This is a genomic window from Novosphingobium sp. PhB165, assembly GCF_004341845.1.
GTDB lineage: Bacteria > Pseudomonadota > Alphaproteobacteria > Sphingomonadales > Sphingomonadaceae > Novosphingobium.
In genome coordinates, this window is the sequence record NZ_SLVB01000001.1 from 189,181 (window position 1) to 202,791 (window position 13,611).

General features: G+C 63.7%; 12 protein-coding genes and 1 tRNA gene. 7 read left to right on the forward strand and 6 right to left on the reverse strand.

What is annotated here, in order from left to right; translation table 11 throughout:
- Positions 1–15 precede the first annotated feature (15 nt).
- Entirely contained in the window at positions 16–1,086 is a 1,071-nt protein-coding gene (locus EDF56_RS00975) for a tyrosine-type recombinase/integrase (RefSeq protein ID WP_132384884.1), read from the forward strand.
- Between the two features lie 42 nt (positions 1,087–1,128).
- Here the strand turns inward: EDF56_RS00975 and EDF56_RS00980 are convergent.
- Positions 1,129–1,203, reverse strand: a tRNA-Val gene (locus EDF56_RS00980).
- Positions 1,204–1,349: 146 nt separating this feature from the next.
- Positions 1,350–1,724, reverse strand: a complete 375-nt coding sequence (locus tag EDF56_RS00985) for a response regulator (protein WP_132385716.1) — start codon at positions 1,722–1,724, stop codon at positions 1,350–1,352.
- Between the two features lie 153 nt (positions 1,725–1,877).
- Between EDF56_RS00985 and EDF56_RS00990 the strand changes: the two genes are divergently transcribed.
- On the forward strand, positions 1,878–2,816 hold the full coding sequence (locus EDF56_RS00990; RefSeq protein ID WP_132384885.1) for an N-formylglutamate amidohydrolase: 939 nt from the start codon (positions 1,878–1,880) through the stop codon (positions 2,814–2,816).
- 330 nt (positions 2,817–3,146) lie between these two features.
- Here the strand turns inward: EDF56_RS00990 and EDF56_RS00995 are convergent, their stop codons facing one another.
- Both EDF56_RS00995 and EDF56_RS01000 read right to left on the reverse strand, forming a co-directional pair.
- The gene (locus EDF56_RS00995; protein ID WP_132384886.1) at positions 3,147–3,917 is read right to left on the reverse strand and encodes a SapC family protein; all 771 of its coding nucleotides are present in this window, start codon (positions 3,915–3,917) and stop codon (positions 3,147–3,149) included.
- 129 nt (positions 3,918–4,046) lie between these two features.
- On the reverse strand, positions 4,047–5,498 hold the full coding sequence (locus EDF56_RS01000; RefSeq protein ID WP_132384887.1) for an FAD-binding oxidoreductase: 1,452 nt from the start codon (positions 5,496–5,498) through the stop codon (positions 4,047–4,049).
- Positions 5,499–5,652: 154 nt separating this feature from the next.
- Here EDF56_RS01000 and EDF56_RS01005 point away from each other — a divergent pair, with 154 nt between their 5' ends.
- From EDF56_RS01005 to EDF56_RS01015, 3 genes are all read left to right on the forward strand, one after another.
- Positions 5,653–6,273 (forward strand): hypothetical protein, encoded by a 621-nt coding sequence (locus tag EDF56_RS01005; RefSeq protein ID WP_132384888.1) that lies wholly within the window; start codon positions 5,653–5,655, stop codon positions 6,271–6,273.
- Between the two features lie 179 nt (positions 6,274–6,452).
- A complete protein-coding gene (locus EDF56_RS01010) occupies positions 6,453–7,910 on the forward strand; it encodes a DEAD/DEAH box helicase (RefSeq protein WP_132384889.1) in 1,458 nt (485 codons plus the stop codon).
- Between the two features lie 303 nt (positions 7,911–8,213).
- The gene (locus EDF56_RS01015) at positions 8,214–9,605 is read left to right on the forward strand and encodes a carboxylesterase family protein (RefSeq protein WP_243652404.1); all 1,392 of its coding nucleotides are present in this window, start codon (positions 8,214–8,216) and stop codon (positions 9,603–9,605) included.
- A 9-nt stretch (positions 9,606–9,614) separates the two neighbouring features.
- Here EDF56_RS01015 and EDF56_RS01020 read toward each other — a convergent pair whose 3' ends face one another.
- Positions 9,615–10,253 (reverse strand): sterol desaturase family protein, encoded by a 639-nt coding sequence (locus EDF56_RS01020; protein ID WP_165912047.1) that lies wholly within the window; start codon positions 10,251–10,253, stop codon positions 9,615–9,617.
- A gap of 15 nt (positions 10,254–10,268) precedes the next feature.
- Here EDF56_RS01020 and EDF56_RS25805 point away from each other — a divergent pair, with 15 nt between their 5' ends.
- Together EDF56_RS25805 and EDF56_RS01025 are read left to right on the forward strand one after the other, a co-directional pair.
- Complete coding sequence (locus EDF56_RS25805; RefSeq protein ID WP_165912048.1) at positions 10,269–10,418, forward strand: hypothetical protein; 150 nt, start codon at positions 10,269–10,271, stop codon at positions 10,416–10,418.
- Positions 10,419–10,574: 156 nt separating this feature from the next.
- Positions 10,575–11,174, forward strand: a complete 600-nt coding sequence (locus EDF56_RS01025) for an isoprenylcysteine carboxylmethyltransferase family protein (protein ID WP_132384892.1) — start codon at positions 10,575–10,577, stop codon at positions 11,172–11,174.
- Positions 11,175–11,181: 7 nt separating this feature from the next.
- Here EDF56_RS01025 and EDF56_RS01030 read toward each other — a convergent pair whose 3' ends face one another.
- Entirely contained in the window at positions 11,182–13,488 is a 2,307-nt protein-coding gene (locus tag EDF56_RS01030) for a UvrD-helicase domain-containing protein (protein WP_207904595.1), read from the reverse strand.
- Between the last annotated feature and the right edge of the window lie 123 nt (positions 13,489–13,611).

Genomic DNA, 13,611 nt, shown 5'->3' on the forward strand with positions numbered 1-13,611 from the left:
GGGGTCGCGGACGCCATGGCGGACTACTGGATCGAGCATGCCCAGAACATCGCCAGCAAGGACGCGAAGCGCGCGCAGCTGAAGCTGTTCAACCGCTTCCGCGAGATCGAGCAGGCCGCCGGGCGCATGCCCGTTCCATTGATGCCCGCTCAAATCGATGATGCCATGCTCACCCGGTTTCGGGCATGGGGCGTGGCAGATCCCATTGTCGCGCGAAAGAAAGACGCTGCCGGCAACTGGGTGGCTGGCAAGTCGCGCAAGCGCTCGGCCTCCACCGTCGAGGAGAGCGTCATCACCCTGAAGGCGGCGCTCAACCATGCCTTCCGGAACCGGCGCACCAGATACGTGCCCCCGCTCCAGCACAAGACGCGGGATCAGGTAACCCCCGAGCGAGATTACCGCCTATCGGTCGACGCGATCGGCGAGCTGTTGGACTTCAGCCTAAATGGCGCTGGGAACTACGCAGGGCATGGCGACAGGCTTCTGCCGCTGCGCAGGTATCTGATCGCCGGTATTTGCACTCTCGCGCGCCCGGACGCCATTTTCGATATGAACGTGCTGATCAACCGCGAGCAGTGGATGCAGAATGAGCGCCGGTTCGCGCTCAACCCGGCCGGGCGGATCCAGACAAAGAAGGTGCGCCCGGTCGTGCCCATCGTCGACCTGTTGCACTCATGGCTTCAGCAGACTGACGAATGGTTCGTTTGCAGCGAGCGGACGAGTTTCGATGCGAAACAGCAAATCGACGTGGTCACGCAGCATGGGGTGCGGTCGATTCGCAGTGCTTGGGGATCTGCACGCGAGCAACTTCGAATTCCAGATGGCTGGGGACCGAAGCTGATTCGGCACTCGATGGCGACCATCCTCGCGAATCGCGGCGTCGATCTGATCCAGCTGGAAATGGCGCTTGGGCACCGCGTGCTCGGCAAGACTTCGAGCCGCTATGCGCGCTTCGATCCGGAGTACCTGGCGACGGTTCGCGACGGCATCAACGATGTGGTTGGGGATTTGATGAAAGCGGCCGGATCGGCCCTTCACCCGAAACTCACCCGAAAATCGGAGAATGTAACGGTGTTGAGGGCTTGATGAAAAACCGGCTAAACCCTTGGTTTTCAAGGAGATTCCGAATGGTGGGCGTAGCAAGGATTGAACTTGCGACCCCTACGATGTCAACATAGTGCTCTACCACTGAGCTATACGCCCACACCATTCGGTCGGTCCGTTGCAGCGTGGTGTGCCGCTCGGAGGACTGGCCCTCTAGCTGCGGTGTTTCGGGTTGGCAACAAGGAATTTCAAAAAAGTTCAGCCTTGGTTTTTCGAGGCTGTGGAAGACCTGTGGATGAAATGAATCAGAGCTGGGCGTGCTCGGACAGACCGAACACCCGCTGCACTTCCATCACGATGTCGCGCAAGTGGAAGGGTTTCGACAGCACCTTGGCATGCGGCGCCTCGCGGCTGGCGCGCAGGGTGACGGCGGCGAAGCCGGTGATGAACATCACTTTCGTCGTCGGCGAAACTTCGGCGCAGCGCTGGGCCAGTTCAATGCCGTCCATCTCGGGCATGACAATGTCCGAGAGCAGCAGGTCGTAATGCTCGCGCTCCAGCAGGGGCAGGGCGGCCGTGCCGCGATCGACCGCGGTGACATCGTAGCCGGCGTTCTCCAGAGCCCTGGCAAGGTAGGTGCGCATGGCCTGGTCGTCTTCGGCAAGCAGGATGCGGATCATCGGCGTCATGTCCTGAATCGTTCGTCTACAGCGTGTCGCGCTGGTTAAGAGCACCAGCATAGCGCTTAACCGGTTAAAATTCTCGCCTGGAATAACGGGTGACCGGTTACGGGACGCTTTGACTTGTAGATGTTGAAGCGCCAGTTTTGGGCCATGGCGACAGGCACCGGCGAGAACGATTCGCAAAGGCAGGCGGGTGGCTGGATTCCCGGGGCTCCCGGGATTCCGGCCTTTACCTTCGAAGGTTCGGAACCGTCCGTTGTGCCGGTGCTGATCGCGGCGCCGCATGCAGGGCGCGCCTATCCCCGTTCACTGCTCGACGATTTGCGCCATCCCGATTCGGTCGCGCTGCGGCTGGAGGATCGCTATGTCGACCGGATCGCCCAGGCGGTTGCGCGCGAGACGGGGGCAGGGCTGCTGCTGGCGCAGGCGCCCCGCGCGATGATCGATCTCAATCGCGCGCCCGACGATATCGATTGGGACATGTTCGGCCGTGGTGCCCGTCCCGAATCGCCGGGCTTGCCGAGTCGCCGTGCGCGCAGCGGCCTTGGCCTGATTCCCCGCCGCCTGCCGGGCGTGGGCGAACTCTGGCGTCGTCGTCATGAGCGTGCAGACCTTGCCGCGCGGATCGAGGGCATTCACCAACCCTATCATGAGGCGCTGGCGCGCGAACTGGCCTCGCTTCGCGAGCGCTGGGGCGCGGCACTGCTGCTGGACCTTCATTCGATGCCGCCGCTGCCGACGCGGATCGGCAGTGAGCCGCCGCGATTCGTTATCGGAGACCGCTTCGGCGCGACGTGCCATGGCAGCCTGATTGCCGGTGCCTTTTCGTGGTTCGCGGCCCATGGCTGCGTGGCTGCGCACAATCGCCCTTATGCGGGCGGCTATGTGCTCGAACGTCATGCCGCGCCTGCCGAGGGCATCCACGCGGTTCAACTCGAAGTGGACCGTACTTGCTATCTGGATTCGCGGCTGTCGGAGCCGGGGCCGGGCATGGCTGCCACCGTGGAACTGCTATCGGGACTGGTACGCCGGCTTGCGGCCGGTGTCAGCGAACTGGGCGGCAAGGGCTTTGTGCAAGCGGCCGAGTAGCTGATTCGCGCTTGAGGGCGCGTTCTCTCCAACCGTCATGGCGAAATGCTGGAGGTAATAAAAAACCACCCCGCGCTATGCGCGAGGTGGCCAAGGTTCAGGGAGGAGGTGCACGATGTGCACCAAACCTGACCGGGCCATGAGGGTAGCGCCGATCAGGCATTGCCAACATAGCAAACCTTCGGCGACATTCAACCCTTAGAATGAAGCAAAGTGTATCGGCTTTGCAAGCGTGGGAGAGAATGCCGATACAGATTGGGGTGGAACTGTGACAAAAATGTCAAAATTCCACCCCGAAATCAGGATTTAGGCCGGTTCGCGGCCGAGAGATCAGGCGTTGACCGGGATCTGCGGACCCTTACCCTGCGCAACCTGGCGACCGAAAATGTCGCGCACGAGGTCGAGCGAGAAGAGGTGGGCGTAGATCAGCGGCAGCATACCGTTCTGGTTCCACTGGCGCAGCACGTCGCCGCGCATTTCGCGCAGCTTGGTCTCGTCAACCATCTGGAAGCCGCGATAGGTGAAGGGCTGGCCGGTGCCGACGTCGATGTTCAGCTCGCCTTCCATCAGCAGGTTGTGCTTGGCCAGCTCGGCCATGAAGTTGGCGGTCTTGGTGCCGGCGATCTCGAAGTTCTCGCAGAACTTGAGCATGTTCTTGGTGGCGTCGGTCGGCTCGCCTTCGGCGAACAGGGCCTCGCCTTCCTCGATCTCACCCACGAGGTCGCTCGACGGGTCGACGCAGAGCGAAAGCTCTTCGCTGTCCGGGCGCAGGCGGGCGAGCATGAAGGGATAGCGGCGGGCGTAAGCCGGGATGTAGACCGGCTGGCCGACAATGCCTTCATCGTCGACGAAGACGTTCACGCCTTCGTTCATGCCCATCAGGATGAGCGGAACGGGGTTTTCGCCCGAAGTGAAGATGATCGGGTAGTTACGCTGGGCCTGCGGAAATTCCTCAACCGTGAGCGGTACCGAATTGATGCCGACCAACCACGTCGCCTTGTCGGTCGAACGGGTCTTCCAGCTGGCGTGCTGCTGCGAATTGAGCGGCACAAGGTCCTTGTAGAACAGGGGCAGGGCAGGATTCTGCGGCGCGGTGGCCATTGCGATACTCTCCGCAAGTCTGGGAATTTTCCGAGTGGGTGGCTTTAGAAGCAGGAAGGGGTGTGCGCAAGCGGGCTGCCGGGGCGATGCGGGGATATCCGGCGAGTCGGCGTGCGCTGTCCCTCGAAGCTAGATCAGCTTGCCGGGATTGAGCAGTCCCTGTGGATCGAGCGCCTGCTTGACCGAGCGCATGATGGAGAGCGCCACCGGGTCGCCAAGACGGGCCAATTCGTCCCGCTTGAGCTGGCCGATGCCGTGCTCGGCCGAGATCGAGCCGCCCCATTCGGTCACGAGATCGTGGATGTAGCGGCTGATTTCCTTGCCTTCCCGGGCTTGCCAGGCGGCGCCGTCGGTCACGCTGGGCGCGATCACGTGATAGTGGACATTGCCGTCACCCAGATGACCGAAGGCGACCGCCTCGGTGCCGGGCCACTTGGCCTCGATCATCGGCGCGGTGGTTTCCACGAATTCGGGCATCTTTTCGACCGGGACCGAAATGTCATGCTGCACGGCCGGACCGCGCGCGCGCTCGGCGGGGGAAATCGATTCGCGGATCAGCCACATGGCCTCGGCTTGCGCTTCGCTGGCAGACATCGTGGCATCTTCCAGCAGTTCGGCTTCGAAGGCATCGGCCATCATCGTCTCGCAGCGGTCGCGCAGCGTGTCGGCTCCGGCGCGGTCGGCCACGACTTCGATGAGAACGTGCCAGCCATGACGCCCTTCGAGCGGCGCACGGGCGTCGGGCAGGAGTTGAAGCACGGCATCGAGACAGGCCTGCGGCAGGACCTCGAAGCCCTCAAGTGCTTCGCCTGCCGCATCCTCGCAGTGGAGCAGCAACTTGCGCGCGTCGACCAGCGTGGGAACGCCTGCCCAGATCACCACGCGCTCGGCCACTGCGGGCAGCAGTCTGAGCGTCGCGGCGCTGACTAGGCCCAGCGTCCCCTCGGAGCCGATGAAAAGCTGCTTGAGGTCGAAACCGCGATTGTCCTTCTTGAGCGGGGTGAGCATCGAGTAGATTTGCCCGTCGGCCAACACGGCCTCCAGCCCGAGCACCAGCGCGCGCATCGAGCCGTGGCGTAGCACCTGGGTGCCGCCGGCATTGGTCGAGATCAGGCCACCTACCGTCGCCGATCCCTTGCCGCCCAGCGACAGCGGGAAGCGCAGCCCTTCCGCCTCAGCCGTTTCGTGGAGCGTCTGGAGCACGAATCCCGCCTCGCAGGTGATCTGACGGGCCTCTACGTCGAAATGGCGGACCGCGTTCATCCAGCGCAGCGAGAGTAGCAGGGCATGGCCGCTGTCATCGGGAGTGGCGCCGCCGGACATCCCGCTGTTGCCGCCTTGCGGAACGATGGCGATGCCGTGGCGCGCGCAGAGGCGGACCAGTGCCGAAAGCTCTTCGGTCGATCCGGGAGACGCCATGGCCAGCGCCTTGCCGGTATAGCGGCCGCGCCAGTCGGTCAGCCAGGGGGCGAGAAGGTCGGGATCGGCGGTCAGGCCGCGCGGGCCGAGCAACTCGGCGGCTTCGGTCAGGAAGGCGCGGGCGGTGGTGCTTGCGGCGGTCAGGCTGTCGGAGGTCGTCATACCGGCGATATGGCACACCGATCTGCGCGTTTCACGCGGTTTGCACGCGGGGTGACTTGCCGAATGGGTTAAGCGGTGGTTCAAGCTCTCCCGCTAAGGGGAGGGGGCTCGGCCTTTATTGCGCCCCGGGCCGTTCGGGGATCTGCTCTTTTTCATGAATCTCGCTTCCGTCCTGCTGTACCCGCTCATGCTGCTGCTTCCAGCGGCAGGGGGCGGCGAATCGGGCAAGGGTGATTCGTCCGTGCGAGGCGACGAGGCGAGGCAGTCCGATTCGGCAGGGTACGCTGCGCCTGACGCAGACGGTCCCGGCGGTTGGCCTGCCGACTGGTCCGAATCGGCGGGCAAGCATCCTTTCGCGGTGTTCGCCTTTCCGCATCCCGAGCCCGAGAGCGCCTGGCAGATTCGAATCGAGCAGCGCATGACCATCCGCATCAGCCCGCGCGCGCCGCTTCCGGCCGAGCCGCTTGGCGATCCCGACGCACCGGAAAGCCGTCCGCGCTTCACCGAGCGCAAGATCGGCAAGTGTCTGCCGATTGCAGGAATTGCGGGCGTTCAGCCCGACGGGCAGCGCAACCTGCTGCTTTATATGCGTGACCGCCGAATCATTAGTGTCGAGCTGGAACGGGCCTGCCGCGCGGGCGCGTTCTACTCCGGGTTCCTGCTCTCACGCTCAGCGGACGGGCAGCTTTGCGTGGACCGCGACTCCCTGTTGTCGCGCAGCGGTTCGAACTGCAAGCTCACCCGCATTCGGCAGCTTGTCGCCGTCGAACACTGAAATCGACTTCGAAATGGAGGCGAATCGCCTTCTTTTGCGGATTTTCTTGACTTTGGGAGTGGTTCGCGCAAAGGCGCCGCAAAGGTGCACGTTCGACACGCGCGAAGGCCTAGGCCGCACCCGTCGCGACATCGGCGAATACTCTTGCTTCCCTGAACTTCGGATAAACCAGTCTGCCTATGAGCTTTGCCGATCTCGGCCTGTCTGACGAATTGCTGCAAGCGGTGGAAGCCGCGGGCTATAGCGAACCGACTCCTATCCAGGCGCAGGCCATTCCCCCGGTCCTCATGATGAAGGACCTCATCGGCATCGCACAGACTGGGACGGGAAAGACCGCCAGCTTCGTGCTTCCGATGATCGACATCCTTGCCCATGGCCGCCGCCGTGCGCTGATGCCGCGATCTCTCATTCTCGAACCCACGCGCGAGCTTGCCGCGCAGGTTGCCGAGAACTTCGAGAAGTACGGCAAGAACCACGATCTCAAGATGGCGCTGCTGATCGGCGGCGTGCAGATGGGGGATCAGGTGAAGGCGCTTCAGGAAGGCGTCGATGTGCTGATCGCCACGCCGGGCCGCCTGATGGACCTGTTCGAGCGCGGCAAGATCCTGCTTACCGGCTGCGAACTGCTCGTGATCGACGAAGCGGACCGCATGCTCGACATGGGCTTCATCCCGGACATCGAAAGCATCTGCTCCAAGCTGCCGACCAACCGGCAGACGCTGCTGTTCTCGGCGACGATGCCGCCGCCGATCAAGAAGCTGGCCGACCGCTTCCTGTCGAACCCCAAGAACATTGAAGTCGCCCGCCCGGCGACGGCCAACACCAACATTGTCCAGCACAAGGTGGCGGTGACGTCCCGGGGCAAGCGGGAGGCCCTGCGCCACCTGCTGCGGACCGATAACGTGACGACCGCGATCGTCTTCGCCAACCGCAAGACCACGGTGCGTGAACTCGCCAAGAGCCTCAAGGGCCACGGTTTCGCCGCTGGCGAGATCCATGGCGACATGGATCAGGCGGGACGCAATGCCGAGCTTCAGCGGTTCAAGGACGGGGCGATCAACATTCTGGTCGCATCCGACGTTGCCGCGCGCGGGCTTGACGTGAAAGGCGTGAGCCACGTCTTCAACTTCGACACGCCCTGGCATCCGGACGACTACATCCACCGCATCGGCCGCACCGGCCGTGGCGGCGCAACGGGCCGTGCCTTCACACTTGTCACGCCCGAGGATGCCGAAGCAATCGAAGGCGTTGAAAAGCTGACCGGCGGCAAGATCCCCGTTTACACGCTTTCGCCGGATGAAGCCGCTGCGGCCCCGGCACGCGAAGAGCGGCCCCGCCGCGAAAAGCGTGCGCGGACCGAGACGCGTGAAGCGCCTGTGGAAGATCGCGCCGAACACAGCGAAGAGCGTTCCGCGCGCCGTGAACGCCCCGAGCGTCAGCGCGAAGAGCGCAGCGAACGTCCCGCGCGCCGCGATGAGCGTGCGGACCGTCGTCCCACGCGTGATACCGCGCCGGAACGCGAAGCGAAGGCACCGCGCAGCGACGCCCGCCGTGGCCGCCGCCGTGAGGAAGAACCGGCGGACATGGGCTGGAACGGCCCGGTTCCCGAGTTCCTCGGCGTTTCCGCGCTGGCCTGATTTCGAACCTATACCGTTTTCGGGGAGCCCTTCGCGGCTCCCCGTTTTCGTTTGGGCACCCCTATGTCAGGGGGCGGCCGCTGCCCGCAGCGGCAATCCGGTTACCTATTGTTTTTGCGGGCAGAGGATGACTTTCCTGCGCCTGTGCTGCAAGCGGTGGCGAGGGGCAGGAGACCTGCTTGTCGGGCGCTTGTCGGGCAAGGCGCTGCTGTGTCAGAAGCCTCGGGAAATATGCAGGGGAGTTGCCGTATGCGATGGGCCGGACACAGAGGGGCAAGGCTGGTTCTGGTGCTGTCGCTGTGCATGGGCGCGGCCTGTGCCGCCAAGGCCGATCCGAACGCGATCGTGCAAGTGGACACCGGCAGCCTCGAAGGACGTGTTGAGGATGGCGTGATCAGCTGGAAGGGCATTCCCTTCGCCGCGCCTCCGGTGGGGGACCTGCGCTGGCGTGCGCCGCAACCGGCGGCCAATTGGGACGGCGTGCGCCCGGCCACCGAATACGGCCACGACTGCATGCAGAAGCCGTTCGAGGGCGATGCGGCCCCGCTTGGTACCCCTCCGGCCGAGGATTGCCTCTATGCGAACATCTGGCGCCCGGCGGAGGCCAGCGGCAAGCTGCCCGTCGTCGTGTGGATCTATGGCGGCGGCTTCGTCAATGGCGGTGCCTCGCCGCCGACTTATTCGGGGGCGGAACTGGCGAAGCAGGGGGTCTTGCTCTTCAGCTTCAACTACCGGGTCGGCCGTTTCGGGACCTTTGCCCATCCCGCGCTGACGAAGGATGGCGAGGACGGCGGCCTGATCGGCAACTACGGCTATCTCGACCAGATCGCGGCGCTCGCCTGGGTCCAGCGCAATATCGAGGCGTTCGGCGGCGATCCGGAGAACGTGACGATTATGGGTGAAAGCGCGGGCGGGATGTCCGTGCATAATCTCGTCACGTCGCCGCTCGCCGATGGGCTGTTTGACAAGGCCGTGGTGCTGTCGGGCGGCGACGGCAAGATGCTTATCGGTCCCGATCTGGCCTCCGCCGAAGCATCCGGCCTGCGCTTTGCAGAGAGCAAGGGCATCGCGCCGGACGATCCTGACGCGCTGGCGAAGCTGCGGGCCTTGCCGGCGGACGATGTGGTGGACGGGCTCAATCTGGCCAGCCTTTTCGCGCCGTCCGATGCGCCGCGCAGTTTCGCGAGCCCCTTCATCGATGGACGCATCGCGCTCGACCAGCGCAAGGCCTATGCCTCCGGCCAATTCCACCAGGTGCCGATGATAATCGGCGCGACCAGCGACGACATGGGCGGCGTCACTGGCGGCATGATCGCGGGCGCGAGACAGCTATCCGGCCTTGTTGCCGATCTGGGCGTGCCGGTGTGGGAATATCGGTTCGGCTACGTCGCGAGTTCGATCGCGGCGGACGGGAAGGGCGCGCAGCATGCGAGCGACATTCCCTTCTTCTTTGGCACACAGGCGATCAAATACGGGGATGCCACCAGCGAGCGCGACAATGCGATGGGGCGGATTGCCAGCGCTTATATCGTGAATTTCGCGAAGACGGGCGATCCCAACGGCGCAGATCTGCCCATGTGGCAGCCGCGCTCGCGACAGGGAGAGGCGATTCTGGAATTCACGCCGGATGGGACCGCAGCCGATGTGCCCGATCCGCTGCTGCCGCAGATCGAGGCGGCAGGGGAAGAGCAGTAAGACGAACCGTCAGGTTTCCAGAATCTTGGAATCCGATGTCTGTGTAAGCTGCCCCCGGAAAGGGGCGACGAGGTGATCGACGAAGTTTTCGGCAGGCGGCATATCGACGCCGAAACGCGACGGACGCTCGGCTTCCGGACGATAGGCGGTGCCGAACATCCGGTCCCATATCACCAGTTGCGAGCCGAAATTGGTGTCATAGGCTTCCACCTGATCCGCGTGATGCCAATGGTGGATGCGCGGAGGCGTGAACACGGCTTCGAGAGGCCCGAACGAAAGCCGGGTATCGGCATGGAGCAGGTTTGCGTGCAGCGTGTACACACCGATGTAGATCGCCACGGCCATGGGCGAGAACGAGGCGAACAATATCGGCAGCGTTAGCGCCGCAGAGAATACGACTTGCTCGACCGGATGAACGCGCGCGGAGGCCAGCCAGTCGAGATGAGGGCTCGAATGGTGGATCCGATGGAAGCGCCAGAGAAAAGGTACGGCGTGGAAGCTGCGGTGAATGCACCAGATGATGAAATCGCACACCAACAGCAGGATCACAGCCTGAAGCCAGACCGGAAGCGTTCCGGAAAGATCCACGAGAGGTTTGGCCGGGGCAACCAGCGCCACGAGCAGCATGGCTCCGAATCGGATGATCAATGAGCCTACCGTTGCATGAAGCACATCAGCTGCCAGCCCAGCGCGAGTGCGGCGGCTCGTCCCGCGCGCGGGCAGCAGGCGCTCCAGCGGTACCAAGAGTATCGCCACGATAAGGAGCGGGCGCAGGACGGCTATGACTTCATGCATCTGATCTGCGTCCGGTAAGGAGGAGCGGAAGCCGTGATGTTAGACGCCTTATGGTTTCCCGAACCTAAATGCGGATGCGGTTGATCGGCCCGGAACCTCGATTAAACGGCTGTTTACCAATATTCCGCTAGAGCTTTTCCATGCCCGGCCGTTCCGGTGGGGTGGGGGATATCAATGACGCTGGCTCGCCTGATCCATCTTGCCGAATGCGCCTTCCTGCTCCTGCTGGCCGGTCTGGCGGTCTGGCGGCTGTATCCGGCGGTACCGCAGCATCCCCAGCTTGTGATCTTCCTTATCGCCGAACTGCTTGGCGTTGTCCTGATTGTGATACAGCGTCCGGGCGACGTGGCGACCGGACTCAAGCCGGTGTTGTTGGGTTTCAGCGGAACCGGCGTGGCTCTGCTGATCGTGCCCAACGGCGTGCAACTCGCTCCCGATTTCGTGTCGACAGTACTGGTCGTCGGCGGCGTTACGCTGTCGATCCTCGCCAAGCTTTCGCTGCGACGCAGCTTCGGGCTGGTCGCGGCCAATCGCGGGGTCAAGGAAGGTGGGCTCTACAAGCTGGTCCGCCACCCGATGTACATGGCCTATATCGTCAACCATATCGGCTATCTGATGCTCTATCTCTCAGCCTGGAACGTGGCGATCTATGTCCTTACCTGGATCCTGCTGTGGATGCGCACGGATGAGGAAGAGCGGGTTCTCCGCACTGATCCGGCCTACTGTGCCTACGCCTCCAGAGTCCGTTCGCGCCTTGTACCGGGGCTGATCTGAGCGCCTTTCAGGCTTCGCCGGCGGGTTTCACGAAGCTGTCCAGCACGCGCTTATGGCCGGACTGTTCGAAGTCGATCTCCAGCTTGTTGCCTTCCTGCCCGGCGACGGTGCCGTAGCCGAACTTTTCATGGAAGACGCGCGCGCCGATGGCGATGTCGGTGCGTGGTTTGGCGGCAAAGCTGGCGGCGCTGCGGGTTGATTCGGCGATTCGACGCGGCTTTGGATCGTATTCCTGCGCCGAGGCCCGCTGCCAGCCGGGGCCGCGCGTCATTGTCCGCGCCGGCTGCGCGCGGGCAACATCAGCGAAGGGATCGCCATGTTCCGACCATTGCGCGCGCCAGAGCGACGCGCCGCCGGACAGCGTGGTCTCGCTGTCGACATGATCGTCCGGCAGTTCGCCAATGAAGCGCGAGGGGATCGAACTGGTCCACTGGCCATAGATGCGGCGATTGGCGGCGTGGAGGATCGTGCACTTGCGCCGCGCGCGGGTAATCGCGACGTATGCGAGGCGCCGCTCTTCTTCGAGGCTGGCCAGCCCGCCTTCATCCATCGCGCGCTGTGAGGGGAACACGCCTTCCTCCCAGCCGGGCAGGAACACGTTGTCGAACTCCAGTCCCTTGGCCGCGTGCATGGTCATGATCGTGACCTTTTCCTCGTCCGAGGCCGCATCGTTGTCCATCACGAGGCTGACATGTTCGAGGAAGTCGCCCAGGCTCTCGTATTCTTCCATGGCGCGCGCGAGTTCGACGAGGTTTTCGAGCCGGCCATTGGCCTCGGGCGTCTTTTCGGCCTGTAGCGCGTCGGTATAGCCGCTCTCGTCGAGCACGGTGCGCATCAGGTCGGCCGGGTTCTCCGTGCCCGCTACATCGCGCCAGCGTGCGAAATCGCGCATCAGTGAGAGGAACGTATTGCGCGCGCGGGCGGGCAGTTCGTCGGTATCGGCGATCTCGATCGCGGCCATGGCGAGCGGAATGCCCCGCCGACGGGCCAGCGTATGCAGTGCTTCCAATGCCTTGGCGCCAAGGCCACGCTTTGGGGCATTGTAGATGCGCTCGAAGGCAAGGTCGTCCGCCGGTTGCGCGATCACGCGCAGATAGGCGAGGGCGTCGCGAATCTCGGCGCGCTCATAGAAGCGGAAACCGCCGATGATGCGGTACTTCATGCCGATCGAGATGAAACGGTCTTCGAACTCGCGCGTCTGGTACTGGGCGCGCACGAGGATGGCGATCTGGTCCAGCGCCGCGCCTTCGCGTTCGAGCCGCTCGATCTCGTCGCCCACGCGGCGGGCTTCTTCGGGCGCGTCCCAGACTCCGATCACGCGGACTTTCTCGCCGGGATGGCGTTCGGTCCACAGCGTCTTGCCAAGGCGCTGGCTGTTCTCGTTGATGAGGCCGGAGGCAGCAGCGAGGATCTGCGGCGTGGAGCGGTAATTCTGCTCCAGCCGGATCACCTTCGCGCCCGGAAAATCCTTTTCGAACTTCAGGATATTGGCCACTTCGGCGCCGCGCCAGGAGTAGATCGACTGGTCGTCGTCACCCACCACGCAGATGTTCTTGCGCACTTGCGCGATCAGGCGGAGCCACAGGTACTGGACCTGATTGGTGTCCTGATACTCGTCGACCATCACGTACTTGAAGCGCTGCTGGTACTGTTCCAGCACCTCGCGGTTGGTGCGCAGGATGTTGAGCATGTGGAGCAGCAGGTCGCCGAAGTCGCAGGCGTTCAGCGTCTTCAGGCGGTCCTGATAGAGCTGGTAGAACTTCTGCCCGCGCCCGTTGGCATAGGCCTCGCTCTCGCCCGCATCGAGATCGGCGGGGTTGAGGCCACGGTTCTTCCAGCGATCAATGCAGCCGGCGAGCAGGCGTGCGGGCCAGCGCTTTTCGTCCAGTCCCTCTGCCTGAATCAATTGCTTGAGAAGGCGAAGCTGATCGTCGGTGTCGATGATCGTGTAATTGGGCTGAAGGCCTACAAGTTCGGCATGGCGACGCAGCATCTTCGCGGCGATCGCGTGGAAGGTGCCGAGCCAGGGCATGCCTTCGACAGCCGGGCCGATCAAGTGTCCCACGCGCTCGCGCATTTCGCGCGCGGCCTTGTTGGTGAACGTGACGCAGAGGATCTCGCTGGGCCAAGCCATCCGGCTGCGCACCAGATGCGCGAGCCTGCGCGTGAGCGCGGCGGTCTTGCCCGTGCCCGCGCCTGCCAGCATCAGCACCGGCCCCTCGGTCGTCAGAACCGCCTCGCGCTGGGGCGGGTTCAGACCTTCGAGCAAAGGGTCGGAAGCGGCGTCAGGCAGGGAGGATTGCAGATCGTTCACCCGTGAACATCTAGGGAACGGGGCATCGCGGCGCAAGGCCGCTTCACCGCATCACAGGAACAATCCCCGGCGCGGGGCGTCGGTTTGTCATCAACGGCCATAACGACCAACAGGAGAGTGAAG